The sequence below is a fragment of the Spongiibacter nanhainus genome, from assembly GCF_016132545.1.
In the GTDB taxonomy this organism is placed as follows: domain Bacteria; phylum Pseudomonadota; class Gammaproteobacteria; order Pseudomonadales; family Spongiibacteraceae; genus Spongiibacter; species Spongiibacter nanhainus.
Map to the genome: position 1 here is coordinate 1,937,135 of NZ_CP066167.1, position 15,981 is coordinate 1,953,115.

Sequence of the window (15,981 nt, forward strand, 5' to 3'; positions counted from 1 at the left end):
AGCCGCGAATGCGGCAACAAGCTATTTTGCGTTATAAATCAGCGGTAGTGATATCGACGAACAGGGTTAGCGACTGCCCCGGGCGGAGGTGGTTGCGAGAGGTGATGGAATTCCACTCCAGTATGTCGGCGACGTCGACCTTGAAGCGTCTGGCAATCGCCCACAAAGAATCGCCGTTGCGCACGGTGTAGCCCACTTTGCGAGTCATATCCCGGCCGCTGGCGCTGTTGATCCACACCGTCAATTGGTCACCCGGATGAATAATATCCCGGGCACTGAGGCGGTTCCAGCGCAGCAAATCGCGGGTGCTGACATCAAACTGGTTGGCGATCTTGCTGAGGTTGTCGCCGCGGCGAACGGTGTATAAACGTTTCTCCCGGTCGGCGGCGGCAACGCCCCGGTTCAAGGCATCGGATTGCTGTTCGCCCATCGGGATGCTCAAGGTCTGCCCGGCCTTGAGAAAATCCCCTTTCAACTTGTTGGTGGCGCGCAGGGTAGCGAGGTCAATATGGTGTTTACGGGCGATGCTGATCAGGGTGTCGCCGGGCTTAACGGTGTAGATGCCGCCGATCACTCTTCTCTGATCCGGGGACAGTTTCGCCAGCTGGTGATTAAAACGCTTGGCCTTTGCCACCGGCACTAGAAGGTTGTGGGGGCCATTGGGCGCTGTGGTGGAGCGATTTAAAGCCGGGTTTAGCTTGTAAAGCTCGTCAACAGTGGTATCGGCTAATTTGGCTGCCTGACTGAGAGACAGCTGTCCACCCGTTTTGACCAAGGCAAAATAGGGTTCGTCCGGAGCGTCAGGGAGGGTGATATTGTAACTGGCAGGGTTCCGAAAAACCTTAACAAGTGCCAATAATTTTGGGATGTAACGCTTTGTTTCTCTTGGAAGTCTAAGTGACCAAAAGTCAGTGGGACGACCCGCTTTACGGTTGTGGGTAATGGCGCGGTTTACTCTTCCGCCGCCGGCATTGTAAGCGGCGAGGGTAAGCAACCAGTCGCCATCAAAACGCGCATTCAACTCTTGCAGGTAGTCCAGGGCCGCATTCGTTGACACGATCACATCCCGGCGGCCGTCGTACCACCAATCGATGGGGATGTTCATGTGCTCGGCGGTATTGGGTACAAATTGCCACAGGCCGGCGGCCCGACCGTGGGAGTAGGCAAAGGGGTCGAAGGCGCTCTCTACAAAGGGCAGCAGGGCCAAATCGATGGGCATATCCCGCTGTTCCACAGCGTGGAGGATATAGTGCATGTAAGGGATGGCCCGCTGACTAATCTTGGTCAGGTAGTAATTGTGGCTGGCGTACCAGTCTTCCATGTCTTCAACGGCTTCGTGGCTTCCCAGCTCATCAAACTGCAACTGGGTACCAATACGCTCCCAGAGTGAGTTAAAGCCGGGCGCGGCTTGCTTTGCGGGGCGGGTTTGGACAAAGTCCCGGTCTAATGCAGCGCCAACGACACGCTCTTCTTGAACACAGCGGGTCGCTTTTGAACAACTCTTTTTGGCCGCGTATTGGGCAGGAGCCGATGGTGATTGCGCACAGGCCACAAGGGTTGTGACTGTAAAGAGCAAGGCGCACCGCAGTGGCGTATACAAGTTGGCTTTAATCATTGTTTTAGCTTCTATCTTTCCAGGCTCGTAGCGCGGCAAAATATTCCACTGCCGTTCCCTCACTGATCTGTGCGGCTTGCGCGACAGTCCGTTGCAATTCCTTGCTTTGGGTCCGCAGAAAGGGGTTGGTATCCAGCTCCAAAGCAATGGTAGAGGGCACTGTGGCGAGGTTGTCAGCCCGCAGTTGCTCTGTGGTATCCATGCGTTTGGCGAGGGCAGCGTTGCCAGGTTCGGCCTGAAGGGCAAATTTTAAATTGTTAAGAGTGTATTCATGGGCACAATAGACGCGGGTAGGGCCAGGAAGTTCGCTCAAGGCGCCAAGTGACGCGTACATTTGTTCGGGTGTGCCCTCAAAAAGACGGCCACAGCCACCGGCAAACAAGGTGTCGCCACAGAACAGGGCAGGGGTATTGTTTTCGCTGTCCTCGGCGCGGAGGTAGTAAGCGATGTGATCGAGAGTGTGTCCGGGAACGGCAATGACCTCAAACGTGCTGCCGAGAAGCTGAACGCTGTCGCCACCCGCTACCCGGTGATTGATGGTCTCGCAGTGATTTTGAGGCCCGTATACCGGAATATCGCCACAGGCATTTAGAATTTCCGGCAGTCCGCCAACATGATCGGGGTGATGATGCGTGATTAAAACTGCGTTAAGCTGCAGGTGGTGGGCTTTCAGATGGGCGAGCGCGGGCTCGGCGTCTCCCGGGTCGACAAGCAGGGCGTTGCCGTCGACGTCGGATAGGCACCAGATATAGTTATCACTGAAAGCTGGGATAAATTCTATTTTAGCTAATGTCATAGGACCCCCACTCCATCCGGCAGGTTAAACTTTTGTGGTTAATTCAGCAACTTTAGTACTGATACCAATCCACGATTGTGAGAATTCTGTCACGCAGAGGGGTGTTAATTTAAGGTCCGAATGAGGAGGCAAGGAACATGCCCAGATGGCGCGCACAACATTCGCCAGAATTCCTGCTACCGGCGCTGCGGCAATGGTTTAAAACCCCGGTGGGGCAAACCGTGCTTCAGGAGGAGCAGCAGCTCATCAGTGAGGCTATCGAGACTGCGATTGCGCCGGGCCATCGTATTCTGGGGCTCAGTATCATCCCAGAGCGCTGCTGCCTGGATGTGGGCAACAATGGGCGGGTTTTCCGCCTGGGCAGCAGCGGTCACTACGGATTTACCCAGGTACTGGACGCCATTTGCGATTTTGACCGTCTGCCGGTGGAGAGCGAGTCCCAGGATATTGTCGTGCTTCACCATCTGCTGGAGTTTGTTGAAAACCCCCACAGCGTGTTGCGTGAGGTGGAGCGGGTCATGGTGCCCCACGGTCGGCTGATTGTTTGTGGCATCAACCCGTGGTCGCTGTTGGCCTTGCGGGGCGTAATGGGGCGCCTTCGTCGCAGTGCCATGTGGCAACACCACAGTTTAAGTTTGTCGAGGGTTAACGATTGGCTGTCACTACTGGGCTTTGAGGCTGACGAGACCCGCTATGCCTTCCACCGTCTGCCGGTGAATCGACCGGCGTTTTTTATGAATCATCGCGCCCCGGCCAGTCGCTTTCCCATGGGTGGCGTTTACGTCCTCAATGCGGTGAAATACCGCGCCCCACTGACGCCCTCCGAGGAGGGGCTTCGCCGGCGTGCTCAGGTCTTAGCTCATCCCGCTATGTTGGGGGCCACCCGGGGCATTGGCGCGACACCGCAGGGCATGAGCACGACGCAGAGGGTCGCAACAAACCGCCGTTACCGTCGCCGGCTTCCCAAAATTATTAAAATTGAACCGCAGAATGACTGATACCAACAATCCGATAGAAATTTTCACCGACGGCGCCTGTCGCGGTAACCCTGGACCAGGGGGCTGGGGCGCGCTACTGCGGTCCGGCTCCCGGGAAAAATCCCTGTACGGCGGCGAGCGCGACACGACCAACAACCGCATGGAACTGACCGCGGCCATAGAGGGCTTGAAAGCGCTGAAACGTCCCTGCAAAGTCGTACTGACCACCGATTCCCAGTATGTTCGCAAGGGCATTACCGAGTGGATGGGCAACTGGAAAAAGAAGGGATGGAAAACTGCCGCCAAAAAACCGGTCAAGAACGCTGACCTGTGGCGCGCCCTCGACGAACTGAGCCAACAGCACGATATAGATTGGCACTGGGTAAAGGGGCACAGCGGCCACCGGGAGAATGAGATAGCGGATGCTCTGGCCAATCAGGGTATCGACGAGCTGAGCTAGCAGAGATTCAACACCGGGCTTTGCCAGGTCACAACGAGGAAAGAAATGAGTCGCCAAATCGTACTGGATACCGAAACCACCGGTCTGGAGCCCTCCCAGGGCCACAGGATCATTGAGATCGGCTGTGTGGAGATGGTCAATCGGCGGCTTACCGGACGCCACTTCCACCAATACATCAATCCGCAGCGGGAGGTGGAAGCCGGCGCCATTGAGGTTCACGGCATAACCAATGAAATGCTGGCCGACAAACCGGTATTTGCCGATGTGGCAGGGCCCTTCCTTGAATTTGTCAAAGGCGCAGAGCTGGTGATCCACAACGCGCCCTTTGATGTTGGCTTCTTGGATGCAGAGCTGAGTCAATTGGGCAGCGACCTGCCGCGCATCAACGAAATATGCAGCGTGCTGGATACCCTGGTGATGGCCCGGCAGAAACACCCCGGCCAGCGCAATAGCCTGGACGCGCTGTGCCAACGCTACGATGTGGACAATTCCCAGCGGGATCTCCACGGCGCACTGCTGGACGCGGAAATACTGGCCGACGTCTATCTGATGATGACCGGCGGCCAAACCAACCTTGCCTTGGCCGGGGATGACCACGGCGACCGCTCGGGTGGGGCGCAATCCCAGGAGGGCTTCCGCCGGCTTGCCGCCGAACGCCCGGCATTGGCGGTGATCCGGGCCAGCGACGAGGAGCTCAGCGCCCACGAGGCGCAGCTGCAAATTATCGATAAAGCCAGTGGCGGTCAGTGCCTGTGGCGGTCGGCCGTGGCCAACGATGTCATCGAGCAGTAGTTTTTTTGCTCCAAATACGATACAAACCCGATACTTAGCTTAATAAATGAAAGCGGTGCCTGCATTGTGTCGATCCGGGTAGATATCAATACCAGTTCTTTCGCCCTGGTGGCGGACGAGCTCAATAATACAGTTCAGCAAGCGACCAACGTCTTCGAGACTTTTCTCGCCGAGCGGCACGGTTTGCACTTGTTGGAGGAGTGCGAGCAGGCGCTGCGCCAGATTGGCGGCACCTTACGGCTGATTGAGGTGCGGGGTGCCGCACTGTTGGCCGATGAAATGCGCTCCTTGTGCCAGGCCATCGTCGGCAACACTGATGCGCTGCCCGACGCCCAGCTCAACGCCCTTAGCACCGCGTTTTTTGTGCTACCACGCTATTTGGAGTTCGTCCAGAGTCAAGGAGCGGATATTCCGCTATTGGCCCTTGGCCACGCCAACGATCTGCGCGCCGCTCACCAGCAGCTTCTGCTGCCAGATAGCTACTTTAACCGCGATGACGGTTGGCTATTCAGCCGCGATGCCAATCTGCGCTTGCGCAATGAGCCGCTGGAGGGTGACGCCCTTCAGGACATCTATAAGCGCACCCGCCATATGTATCAACGCGGTCTTCTGGGCTTGCTAAAAGGTGGTCAGGAAGAATTGCAGTTGATGATGATGACACGGGCTCTACAGCGCCTGTGTCGCCATATTCCCCCCGGACCCAGTCAACGTTTTTGGCTGTTGGCCAACGGCGTAGTGGAGGCCTTTAGCCGGGAAGGGCTCAAGGTGACGACCCAGCGTCGGCGGGTCTTGGCTTCACTGGAGGGGCAACTTCGCGCTGCGGTGTTGGGCCGCTTCAATATTAACGAGGTATTGGAAAAAGAACTGATTTTCCTGCTGTCCCTGTCCAGCTACAAAGAGGGGTTTACCGGTCGCATACAGCACGCCGCCAAGATTCGCAGCGCCGACCTGGACGATGCCGATTTATCCCGCCTGCAGCAGCAAATGTTGGGACTCAGTTACGACACAGTCTCATCGGTTTTGGGTGAGCTGCGTATCGAGTTGCGTCACGCCAAGGATATCCTCGAATTATTGGCTCAGCACGGCCGCAGCGACGCTGAGGAAATCCAGCCCTTAAGCAGCCTGTTGCAACAGTGCGCCGATGTATTGTTGGTGCTGAATTTGACCGGCCTGGCGGCAACCCTGAACGAGCATGTCGCCATTCTTAACAAGGCGATCGGCAGTGATCTTGAGCAGCACCGCGACGACCTGGAAAACCTCGCCGAGAATTTGCTGTTTATTGAAAGTGGCCTGGCGCAGATTGACCGACGCAAGCTCAATTACGATGAGCTGGCCAGTTTGAGTTTTGATCAGCGCGATGCCGTCAATACCGATAATATTGTCAGCGAGGCCAAGTCGCTGGTGGTAGACGAGGCCAAAAGCGTCGTGGCACTGGCCAAGCGAGCCTTGGCTGCCTATATCGAATCGGGCTTCGACATTATGCAGATCACCAATCTGCCCTCTAACTTCGATGCGGTGCGGGGCGCCTTTGAACTGATCGGTACCACCAGGCTGGCCGCGGTACTGGCGTCTTCCCGAGATTTTATGAACGCCTACCTCAAGCGAACTGAAGATGGCGATGAAGGCGATGCCAGAGCAATGGAAATCCTGGCAGATGCGATGATCAGCATAGAGTACTACCTCTCCGAGCTGGAACGGCGCTTTATTGCCAATGACGATATCCTGCTGGTAGCCGAAGACAGCCTGCAGCAACTGGGTTTCCCGGTGCAGCGGGACGCAACCGGCCAGGCCTATGGCGCTGCCTGAACTCGACACGCTGTTACTGGTTACCAGCGGCGTCTGCCTGCTGCTCAGTGCGCTTGTCATCCTGCAGATTCGTCGTCGACCACTTCGCACCTGCTGTCTGTCCCTGGTGTTGGTGCCGCTTACCGGTGCTGTCGTTGTGCTCACCCAGGATGTGATTAGTTATCGCCTTTTGGCGGAAGAAGAGCAGGTGGCCAAGGTGTTTGTGGCTCAGAGTGGGGACCAACGTTTTGATATTGTCCTGGACCGCTTTAACGGTGGACCGAGCCAGCGATTTACCCTTAACGGCGATCAGTGGATGTTGGAGGGTAGGGTGCTGCGTTGGCAGCTGCCAATGGCCAGAATGGGGCTACAGAATTTGGTCCGCCTAAGCCGTGTCTCGGGTCGCTATCAGTCTCTTGAACAAGAAAGAAACCAGACACAGCGCAGTGTTTACGCTGTAGAGAGCGGCGAATTAGTGGACAGTTGGCAGTGGTTGGGTGACTTCAAACCGCTGCGCCGATGGGTGGAGGTAGACTTCGGCAACGCGGTCTTTGCGCCACTGCAAGACGGCGCCGTGTACGCGGTATACCTCGGCCGCAGCGGCTTGTTCCTCAAGGGGGAAAACCCCATTGCCATCAAAGCCTTGCAGGATTGGAGCAGTTCTTGACTTGGCGCGGTCCCGCATAAGACTATGGTCGATCTTTTTTGCCTGATTTTATTTATCTAACCTGGAGCCTTCGTTGGAATTTTTGTCTGAGTACGGATTGTTTCTCGCTAAAGTCGTCACCGCTGTGGTGGCCATTGTGATTGTGGTGGGCGCCATTGTTGCCATCAGTCAGCGCAGCCGCAAAGAGGGTGAGGAGGGGCACATTGAGGTCACCAATCTCAACCACCGTTATGAGGATTGGGAAGACGCGCTTCACTACTCCCTAATGAACGAGGCCGACTATAAAAAGCACCACAAGGAACGCCGGAAAAAAGACAAAGCCGAGCGCAAAGGTAAGCTTCCGGCAGAAGATAAGAAGCGCATATTTGTACTGGATTTTGACGGTGATATCCGCGCCTCTGCAGTGGAGCATCTGCGCCGGGAAATCTCTGCGGTACTGACTATAGCCAGGGACAAAGACGAAGTGCTACTGCGATTGGAGAGCCCCGGAGGTATGGTGCACAGCTACGGCCTGGCGGCTTCCCAGCTGGCGCGTATTCGCGATCGGGGCATTCCTTTAACTATCGCCATTGACCGGGTGGCGGCGTCGGGGGGGTATATGATGGCCTGTATCGGCAATCGCCTGCTGGCCGCGCCTTTTGCCATCCTCGGTTCCATCGGGGTGGTGGCGCAGATGCCCAACTTCCACAGGCTTCTGAAAAAACACGATATCGACGTTGAACTTCACACTGCGGGCGAGCACAAGCGAACCCTGACTATGGTGGGTGAGAACACCGAGGCCGGACGCCGAAAATTCCTGGAAGAGCTGGAAGATACCCACCAGCTCTTTAAAGAGTTTGTTAAAGAGCACCGCCCGCAGTTGGATGTGGACGGCATCGCCACCGGCGAAGTGTGGTTTGGTCAGCGCGCCCTGGACAAGCAACTGATCGATGAGTTGGGTACCAGCGATGACTACCTGTTGAAGCAACGGGATCAAGCTGATCTGTTTGCGGTTCGCTATCGACAAAAACGCCGTATTCAAGAAAAGCTCGGCTTGGCCGCCGAAGCCACAGTTGAGCGTTCGCTGTGGAAAGTGGTTGAACAGCTAAAGTCGAACCGTTACTGGTCGTTATAGATTACGGTGACAAAGTTTTCGGTTTTGGATCCACGCTCACTTCTATGCGATTAGCGACTCGTACACCCAAACTGGCGAAACGCCGGGAAGCCGGTATATCCCTGCGGGAGGTTATGCTGGTGTTGGCCGTTGTGGCGGTCCTGGCCTTGATATTTGCTTACATCCTCATGCAGCGCCTCGACGGTGCGGTAGGCAAGCAGGTGGACAGCGAACTCAACCGTCTCTCTGCTGCTCTGCATCGCTACAAGCTGGACAATCGTCGCTACCCCACCTCAGAGCAGGGTTTAGAGGCTTTGCTGGCGGTGCCGATAGTCGAGCCCATCCCCAACAAGTGGCAGGGGCCGTATGTAGATCGGCCTTCTCTGACTGAAGACCCCTGGGGTAGGCCCTATCGTTATCAGTCATCCCACGCGCCACCGCGATTTGAGATAGTCACCCTGGGGGCTGACAACACCGCCGGCGGCAAGGGCGTCAACGCGGATATTTCCCTCGTCTACCAGAGCGACACGCTGTTGGACTAGGCGCACTGCCAGTAAGGCCGCTAAAAGTCGCAATACTTGTGGTACATCACGTTCCAGTGATGGTGCTTATGGCGCAGTTCCCGATTAGTTAATCCACAGTCGTTTTCCCTAACGCAGCGCTCCATACGACGCAATTGACTTTCGTATTGACGGCACTCGGCTTTTGTGTGGCGATTGCGGTTACGATCGCTGCGTTGTTGATAGTAGGCGCCGCTGCCGCTGCTGCCCTTGCTCCTGGTGGACGGATAAAGTTTTTTGTCTGCGGGTGGAGTGATGTGCAGGCTTGGTAGGTCGTTAGGTTTTAACTTCCTATAGCTGCGGTTATCGCCTGGTGGCGACTCGCTGTAGTGGGGCCTGCCGGCGTCATCGTGCCAGAAATACAATGGCTCGGCGGCCAATACCTGGGAGGCGATGCACAGGCACAGCAGCGCCGAAAGCCATCCGTGTGTGGTTTTCATGACAGTGATCGTCCCTGATCAATGCGATATCCTCAGACAATAGCAAGGGCCTAGGCCTGTTACAAACCCTCGTATAGTTGCTGCTATTCTCCTTGATAAGTCAGTCTGCGAGCAGGGCAAACGTTGAAATCGACGCAGATTCAGGTATGTTTTATTTATCAATCAGCGTTGCGTTCCTTTTATGCGGCATCGTACATTCAGAATTCATATTGCCTGCGTCGTGCTTCTGGCGGTGTTCAGTCAGGCCTTTTCGGCGCTAGCCGCGCCCTGCGGTAGTGTGGGCTCTCACCTTTCCATGACGGCTCCCGCGTCCATGTCCGATATGCCTGAGACGCTCGACCAAACACGCGATGGCATCGCCAGTGATATGGGTGTGGATGGGGATAGAGATATGGCCGGGCATGACATGCGCCCTCAATCCATCCACCAAGCCAACCACCACCTGTCCATGGATCACTCCGGCTTCGAGAACGCGGATTGCTGCCAGGACAGCCTCTGTGCAAAAGCCGGTTGCGCTGCCACTGTCGCCGCTCTAGTGGACGATCGTGGACAGCCCCTGATTTCAAAGTCCCCCACCCATTACTCGGTCTATGCCGTGTACCTCCAGGGCATCGAGCCCAGCTCTCCGTTCCGTCCCCCCATTTCCCACTGATACAGGGTAGTTGCGCCTAAACGTCGGGCCGCAGCACGCCTCAGTTAGTGGGCGCCCCAGGGCTCCCGACCTCACAATTTGCGCGATCGCTACGGCCATTTCTGGGCGGTGATTGCAGGCTTATTCGGGAATACCATGAAACGATTTTTGCCCATGCAGCGGGCTTTGCTGCAGACCCTGTCGCTGGCGTACTTGGCCACAATGGCCTCTGCCGCGGCGGCACAATCGCCGCTGTCACTTGAGCGAGCCTTGCAGCTCGCTGTCGAATCGGATCCTTGGCTGGAAGGCAGTCACCACCGCGAGGTGGCGCTGGAGAGTGAGTCAATCGCGGAGTCCAGCCTGCCGGACCCAACAATCAATCTCGGTGCGGTCAACTTCCCTACCAATACCTTCGATAGCGATCAGGAGCCGATGACCCAACTGAACATTGGCGTGAGCCAACGCTTTCCCCGGGGCGAGACCCGCGCCTTGTCGCAGCGGCAAAAGCAACAATTGGCCGCACGTGAGCCCCTGCTCAGAGAGGATCGCAAAGCCAAGGTCGCGACCACCGTAACCCAGCTCTGGCTGGAGGCTTTTAGGGCACAGGAAAGTATTCGCCTGATCGAAAAGGATCGGGCCCTGTTCGAACACCTGGTGGACGCCACCAAAGCCAGTTACTCCTCGGCGCTGGGGCGAGCCCGGCAACAGGATGTCATACGGGCGCAACTGGAGCTGACCCGCCTTGATGACCGCCTCACTGTTCTGCGGCAGCAACTGGAAAGCTATCAGCAAAAATTGGCTGAGTGGGCGGGCAATAGCGCCCGTGGGCCCCTCGCAGCGGATCTTCCCGAGCGGGCTCCGCCCCTGGAAATGTTGGCCGACCACAGCGGCCCCCGGCCTGAACAGTGGTACTACACCCGGGTACAGCAACATCCCACACTGCGGGCCCTCAACAAGCAAATCCTGGCTCGGCAAACCGAAGTGGCGTTAGCGAAAGAACAATACAAACCGGCCTGGGGGGTATCAGCACAATACGGATACCGGGACGACACCCCGCTGGGTGCTGAAAGAGCGGATTTGGTCTCTGTCGGTGTCAGCTTTGACCTCCCTGTGTTTACAGCTCAGCGCCAGGACCAGCGCTTAAAGGCGGCCAGCGCCAGAGTCGAGGCGTTAAAAACACAGCGGTCACTGTTGCAGCGGCAATTAGTTGCACAGTTGGATGCCCGCATTGTGCAATTCAAGCGACTGGATCAGCGGCGAGCACTGTATGACCAGGCATTGCTGCCGCAAATGGCAGAGCAGGCAGAGGCCGCACTGGCAGCCTACAACAACGATGTGGGAGATTTTGCTGAAGCCGTTCGGGCCCGTATCGCTGAGCTCAATGCCAAGATTGATTTTTTACAGATCCGGATCGATCTACAAAAAACCGTTGCCGAATTGAACTACCTGCTCAACACGGCCCCAGCCAACCCGACGAAGGAGGTTCGCCCATGAAAAGGCCTGATAAGCACTCCGTCCTCATCATCAGCGCGCTGCTCCTTGGCACGGCCGTCACCGCCTACAACCTGGCGCTATGGCAGGGCGACGGCGCTGACGATAAAAACAACAAAAAGCCCCTGTATTGGGTGGCGCCGATGGACCCAAATTTTAAGCGGGATCAACCCGGCAAGTCCCCAATGGGCATGGATTTAATCCCTGTGTATGAGGAGGGCGATAACGGGGGAGAGCAAGGCGCCGGTGCGGTGACGATTTCGCCCAATGTGGTCAACAATCTGGGGGTGCGCACCGCGGGAGTGACGCGGGGGCAGTTGGCGATGACGGTGAATACCGTGGGTTATGTCCAATACGATGAAGACCGCTTGATCCATATTCACCCCAGAGTTGAAGGCTGGGTGGAAAAACTCCACGTCAAGGCGGCTGGCGACCCCGTCGCCAAGGGTGCCGTCCTCTACACCCTGTATTCGCCGATGCTGGTTAATGCCCAGGAAGAACTTCAGTTGGCTTTAAAGCGGAACAACCCCACCTTGATCGCTGCCGCTATGGAGCGTTTGGAAGCCTTGCAGGTTCCCCAGGCCGATATTGATCGCATTAAGCGCACCGGCAAGGTCAGCCAAACCATCACCGTAGCCGCGCCACAATCCGGGGTACTGGACAACCTGATGGTGCGAGAAGGCATGTTTGTGAAGCCTGGAATGGAGATGATGTCCATTGGCCAGCTAGAGCATATTTGGGTGATCGGTGAAGTCTTCGAGCGCCAGGCTGTCAGCGTTAAAGAGGGCGATCCGGTGCGCATGAGGCTGGACTACGTGCCGGGTCGGGAATGGACTGGCAAGGTGGATTATATCTATCCGACCCTTAACCCCAAGACCCGCACTGCCCAGGTCAGGGTGCGATTTGATAACAATGACCGCTACCTGAAACCGGGTATGTTTGCCCAGATGGCTATCGATACACACCCGTCTGAAGCGGCACTGCTCATCCCCCGGGAGGCGTTGATCCGCACTGGCAGCCAATCCCGGGTGGTGCTGGCACAGGGAGAGGGACGGTTTAAATCCATTGCTGTGAAAGTAGGGCGGGTCGGCGAGGATCAGGTGGAAATTCTGTCCGGTTTGGTGGCGGATGATCGCATTGTGACATCAGCGCAGTTTTTGATCGATTCCGAGTCCAGTAAAAGCTCTGATTTTAAACGCATGGACCACGGCGATATGAAGGTCGAGCCCGATAACACGGCGGAGGTCAGTGGCACTGTCAACCGAGTCGACGTGCAAGCTGGCACCGTGAACATCTCCCGGGGGGCCATAGCGAAGTGGGGTAGACCGGCTTCGACACTGGATTTTGGCGTGGGTCGGGGAGTAGACCTCGACGCATTGTCTGAGGGGGATCGTCTTCGATTTCGCTTTCGGGTCGACAATGGCACCTTCACCGTCGTAGAGGTCTTGGAGCACGGCGCCAGTCTCAGTGACACAGATCAGCGGGCACAGGAGCACAGCCATGATTGAAGCTTTGATCCGCTGGTCGGTCCACAACCGGTTTTTTGTGGTGCTGGTGACGCTGATTCTGGTTGGTGTTGGCGGCTGGTCCCTGAAAAACACCCCGGTGGACGCCATACCCGACTTGTCCGATGTGCAGGTCATCATCAAGACCAACTACCCCGGCCAGGCACCCCAGGTGGTTGAGGACCAGATTACTTACCCCTTAACCACCGCCATGTTGTCGGTACCCGGGGCGGTAACCGTGCGGGGCTATTCCTTTTTTGGTGACTCCTACGTCTATGTGATTTTCGACGAGGATACCGACACCTATTGGGCTCGCTCCCGTGTATTGGAGTATCTGTCTCAGGTAGCGCCTACCTTACCGACGAACGCCCGGCCGCAACTTGGACCAGACGCCACGGGGGTGGGCTGGATCTATCTCTATGCCCTGGTGGATCGCAGTGGCAAGCACGATATCAGCCAGCTACGGAGTCTTCAGGACTGGTTCTTAAAATACGAATTGCAGACGGTACCCGGCGTTTCTGAAGTGTCGGCACTGGGCGGCATGGTGAAGCAATACCAGGTCAAGGTGAATCCCGACAAGCTTCGCGCCTTTAACATTCCCCTGTCCCATATTCAGATGGCTATCCAGCGTGGCAACCAAGAGGTCGGGGCCTCGGTGGTGGAAATGGCCGAAGCCGAGTACATGGTTCGCGCCAGCGGTTATATCCAGAGCATCGACGATCTGGAAACGATCCCTCTGGGCCTGGACGTGAACGGCACGCCGCTGTTGCTAAAAGATGTGGCCGATATTGGGCTTGGCCCGCAAATGCGGCGGGGCATTGCTGAACTGAATGGCCAGGGCGAAGTCGTGGGTGGCATTGTGGTCATGCGATCCGGAGAAAACGCCCAGCAAACCATCAACGGTGTAAAGGCGAAACTTGAATCTTTGAAAGACGGCCTGCCTGAAGGGGTCGAGGTGGTGACGGTTTACGACCGCTCCAGCCTGATCGAGCGTGCCGTGGACAATCTGTGGCACAAATTGCTGGAGGAATTCATCGTGGTTGCTCTGGTGTGTGTGGCGTTTCTATTTCATGTTCGCTCCAGTTTGGTGGCCATCGTCAGCCTGCCAGTGGGGATTCTCACCGCCTTTATTGTGATGCATCTACAGGGCCTGAACGCCAATATCATGTCCCTCGGGGGAATTGCCATTGCCATTGGCGCGATGATCGACGGCGCCATAGTGATGATCGAGAACATGCATAAGCACATGGAGCGTACACCGCTGACTCGCGAGAATCGCTGGCAAGTGGTGGCGGACTCCGCTTCGGAAGTGGGGCCAGCTTTATTCTTCAGCTTGTCCATCATTACCGTTAGCTTTGTGCCGGTTTTTACTCTGGAGGCCCAGGAAGGGAGGATGTTTTCACCCCTGGCCTTTACCAAAACCTATGCCATGGCAGCCAGTGCGGCCTTAGCGGTGACGCTGGTGCCCGTGCTGATGGGCTATTTTATCCGCGGCCGAGTCCTGCCGGAGGACAGGAATCCCCTCAATCGCCTTCTGACCAGGTCCTATATGCCGGCCTTAAACACCGTGCTGAACTATCCGAAAGCGACGCTGGTCGTGGCGCTGATGATCACCGCTCTGGGCTTTTGGCCCACAACCCAGATTGGCAGCGAGTTTATTCCTCCTTTGGATGAAGGGGATTTAATGTATATGCCCACCACCTATCCTGGCTTGTCTATCGGTAAGGCCCGGGAGTTGTTACAACAAACCGACAAATTGATTGCCACTGTACCGGAGGTGGAAACAGTATTTGGCAAAATCGGCCGGGCCGAAACGGCTACCGACCCGGCACCCTTGACCATGATCGAAACCTTTATTCAGCTAAAGCCCAGAGATCAATGGCGACAGGACTTGACCACTGAAGCCCTTAAAAAGGAGCTGGATGCCCTGGTCAAATTTCCCGGTCTGACTAACGCCTGGGTCATGCCGATCAAAACTCGCATTGACATGTTGGCTACCGGTATCAAAACCCCGGTGGGCATCAAGGTTGCCGGCCCCGACCTTAGCCAGATAGAAGCCATTGGCAAGCGCCTGGAGCAAGTGTTGAAAGACGTGCCAGGCACGGCGTCTGTGTACTCCGAGCGAGTAGCGGGTGGCCGTTACATTAAGGTGGACATCAAGCGGGACAAAGCCGCCCGTTATGGGCTGAATATTGCCGATGTCCAACAGGTAGTGGCCACTGCCATTGGTGGGATGAACGTGACCCAGACGGTCGAGGGGCTGGAGCGCTACCCGGTGAATTTGCGCTATCCCCAGGACTACCGCGACTCGCCAGAGCAATTGGCCTTGTTGCCCATCGTTACCGACAGCGGCCAGCGCATTGCATTGGGCGATGTGGCCGAGGTCTATGTCGAGGATGGCCCACCTGCAATAAAAAGCGAAAACGCTCGTCTCAATGGCTGGACCTTTGTGGATATCGATGGCGTTGACGTGGGCAGCTACGTCAATAAGGCAATGACGGTGGTGAGTGAGCAGGTCGATCTGCCGCCGGGTTACTCTCTGAATTGGTCGGGCCAGTACGAGTACATGCTGCGTGCCAAGGAAAAACTCAGCTACGTGGTGCCGCTGACCCTGGCCATAATTGTGGTGTTGCTCTACCTCAACTTCCGCAGTTTTGCCGAAGTGGCGATGATTATGGGAACCCTGCCGCTGGCGATGGTGGGGGCCATCTGGTTGATGTACGCGCTGGGTTACAATTTTTCGGTGGCCGTGGGGGTCGGCTTTATTGCGCTGGCCGGTGTTGCCGTGGAAATTGGTGTGATCATGTTGGTCTACCTCAATCAGTCATACCAGCGGATGCTGGCGCTAGCCCGACAGCGGGGCAAACAGCCCGATCATCAGGATCTGCGCTCGGCTGTACTGGAAGGGGCTGGCCTGAGGGTGAGGCCAGTGATGATGACTGCCGCCTCCATCATTATCGGTCTGTTGCCGATCATGTTAGGCACTGGCACTGGCTCAGAGGTGATGGGCCGCATTGCCGCGCCGATGGTTGGGGGAATGTTAAGCGCGGTGCTTCTGACCTTGTTGGTGCTGCCTGCCCTTTACTATTTGTGGAAAGCTCGCAAATCCAGTCTGAATGGTTACCCCTCGGGGCGGCCCGATGATCCGGAATGAGAGCCGGTGCAGTGA

At 56.6% G+C, this 15,981-nt stretch carries 14 protein-coding genes; 11 read left to right on the plus strand and 3 right to left on the minus strand.

Features of this window, described 5'->3' with window-relative positions; all coding sequences use genetic code 11:
• Positions 1-31: 31 nt before the first annotated feature.
• Both I6N98_RS08840 and gloB read right to left on the minus strand, forming a co-directional pair.
• Positions 32-1,615, minus strand: coding sequence for a lytic transglycosylase (locus I6N98_RS08840; protein ID WP_198571405.1), 1,584 nt, complete (start codon positions 1,613-1,615; stop codon positions 32-34).
• Positions 1,616-1,619: 4 nt separating this feature from the next.
• Positions 1,620-2,411 (minus strand): hydroxyacylglutathione hydrolase, encoded by a 792-nt coding sequence (gloB, locus tag I6N98_RS08845; protein WP_198571406.1) that lies wholly within the window; start codon positions 2,409-2,411, stop codon positions 1,620-1,622.
• Positions 2,412-2,548: 137 nt separating this feature from the next.
• Between gloB and I6N98_RS08850 the strand changes: the two genes are divergently transcribed.
• From I6N98_RS08850 to gspG, 7 genes are all read left to right on the plus strand, one after another.
• On the plus strand, positions 2,549-3,409 hold the full coding sequence (locus tag I6N98_RS08850) for a methyltransferase domain-containing protein (protein WP_198571407.1): 861 nt from the start codon (positions 2,549-2,551) through the stop codon (positions 3,407-3,409).
• On the plus strand, positions 3,402-3,848 hold the full coding sequence (gene rnhA, locus I6N98_RS08855) for a ribonuclease HI (RefSeq protein WP_198571408.1): 447 nt from the start codon (positions 3,402-3,404) through the stop codon (positions 3,846-3,848). Before I6N98_RS08850 ends, rnhA begins: the two co-directional genes overlap by 8 nt.
• Before the next feature lie 45 nt (positions 3,849-3,893).
• On the plus strand, positions 3,894-4,640 hold the full coding sequence (gene dnaQ, locus I6N98_RS08860; protein WP_198571409.1) for a DNA polymerase III subunit epsilon: 747 nt from the start codon (positions 3,894-3,896) through the stop codon (positions 4,638-4,640).
• 66 nt (positions 4,641-4,706) lie between these two features.
• Entirely contained in the window at positions 4,707-6,446 is a 1,740-nt protein-coding gene (locus I6N98_RS08865; RefSeq protein ID WP_198571410.1) for a FimL-related protein, read from the plus strand.
• Positions 6,433-7,092 carry a cation/multidrug efflux pump gene (locus I6N98_RS08870; protein WP_198571411.1) on the plus strand — a complete coding sequence of 220 codons (660 nt, stop codon included), beginning with the start codon at positions 6,433-6,435 and terminating at the stop codon, positions 7,090-7,092. The genes I6N98_RS08865 and I6N98_RS08870 overlap by 14 nt, the downstream gene beginning before the upstream one ends.
• A 73-nt stretch (positions 7,093-7,165) precedes the next feature.
• Positions 7,166-8,206, plus strand: coding sequence for a protease SohB (gene sohB / locus I6N98_RS08875; protein ID WP_198571412.1), 1,041 nt, complete (start codon positions 7,166-7,168; stop codon positions 8,204-8,206).
• A gap of 44 nt (positions 8,207-8,250) precedes the next feature.
• The gene (gspG, locus tag I6N98_RS08880) at positions 8,251-8,727 is read left to right on the plus strand and encodes a type II secretion system major pseudopilin GspG (protein WP_198571413.1); all 477 of its coding nucleotides are present in this window, start codon (positions 8,251-8,253) and stop codon (positions 8,725-8,727) included.
• Between the two features lie 20 nt (positions 8,728-8,747).
• Here the strand turns inward: gspG and I6N98_RS08885 are convergent, their stop codons facing one another.
• Positions 8,748-9,185: a DUF4124 domain-containing protein gene (locus I6N98_RS08885; RefSeq protein ID WP_198571414.1), complete on the minus strand. Its 438-nt coding sequence runs from the start codon at positions 9,183-9,185 to the stop codon at positions 8,748-8,750.
• A gap of 181 nt (positions 9,186-9,366) precedes the next feature.
• Here I6N98_RS08885 and I6N98_RS08890 point away from each other — a divergent pair, with 181 nt between their 5' ends.
• From I6N98_RS08890 to I6N98_RS08905, 4 genes are all read left to right on the plus strand, one after another.
• Complete coding sequence (locus I6N98_RS08890) at positions 9,367-9,837, plus strand: hypothetical protein (protein WP_198571415.1); 471 nt, start codon at positions 9,367-9,369, stop codon at positions 9,835-9,837.
• A 135-nt stretch (positions 9,838-9,972) separates the two neighbouring features.
• Positions 9,973-11,310, plus strand: coding sequence for a TolC family protein (locus I6N98_RS08895; protein ID WP_232787518.1), 1,338 nt, complete (start codon positions 9,973-9,975; stop codon positions 11,308-11,310).
• Positions 11,307-12,815 carry an efflux RND transporter periplasmic adaptor subunit gene (locus I6N98_RS08900; RefSeq protein WP_198571416.1) on the plus strand — a complete coding sequence of 503 codons (1,509 nt, stop codon included), beginning with the start codon at positions 11,307-11,309 and terminating at the stop codon, positions 12,813-12,815. Before I6N98_RS08895 ends, I6N98_RS08900 begins: the two co-directional genes overlap by 4 nt.
• Positions 12,808-15,966, plus strand: a complete 3,159-nt coding sequence (locus tag I6N98_RS08905; protein WP_198571417.1) for an efflux RND transporter permease subunit — start codon at positions 12,808-12,810, stop codon at positions 15,964-15,966. Before I6N98_RS08900 ends, I6N98_RS08905 begins: the two co-directional genes overlap by 8 nt.
• The last annotated feature ends 15 nt before the right edge of the window (positions 15,967-15,981 follow it).

Coding starts and splice junctions, on each gene's coding strand:
- I6N98_RS08840 (WP_198571405.1), bottom strand. CDS start 1,615: ATGATTAAAGCCAACTTGTATACGCCACTGCGGTGCGCCTTGCTCTTT.
- gloB (WP_198571406.1), bottom strand. CDS start 2,411: ATGACATTAGCTAAAATAGAATTTATCCCAGCTTTCAGTGATAACTAT.
- I6N98_RS08850 (WP_198571407.1), top strand. CDS start 2,549: ATGCCCAGATGGCGCGCACAACATTCGCCAGAATTCCTGCTACCGGCG.
- rnhA (WP_198571408.1), top strand. CDS start 3,402: ATGACTGATACCAACAATCCGATAGAAATTTTCACCGACGGCGCCTGT.
- dnaQ (WP_198571409.1), top strand. CDS start 3,894: ATGAGTCGCCAAATCGTACTGGATACCGAAACCACCGGTCTGGAGCCC.
- I6N98_RS08870 (WP_198571411.1), top strand. CDS start 6,433: ATGGCGCTGCCTGAACTCGACACGCTGTTACTGGTTACCAGCGGCGTC.
- gspG (WP_198571413.1), top strand. CDS start 8,251: ATGCGATTAGCGACTCGTACACCCAAACTGGCGAAACGCCGGGAAGCC.
- I6N98_RS08885 (WP_198571414.1), bottom strand. CDS start 9,185: ATGAAAACCACACACGGATGGCTTTCGGCGCTGCTGTGCCTGTGCATC.
- I6N98_RS08890 (WP_198571415.1), top strand. CDS start 9,367: ATGCGGCATCGTACATTCAGAATTCATATTGCCTGCGTCGTGCTTCTG.
- I6N98_RS08895 (WP_232787518.1), top strand. CDS start 9,973: ATGAAACGATTTTTGCCCATGCAGCGGGCTTTGCTGCAGACCCTGTCG.
- I6N98_RS08900 (WP_198571416.1), top strand. CDS start 11,307: ATGAAAAGGCCTGATAAGCACTCCGTCCTCATCATCAGCGCGCTGCTC.
- I6N98_RS08905 (WP_198571417.1), top strand. CDS start 12,808: ATGATTGAAGCTTTGATCCGCTGGTCGGTCCACAACCGGTTTTTTGTG.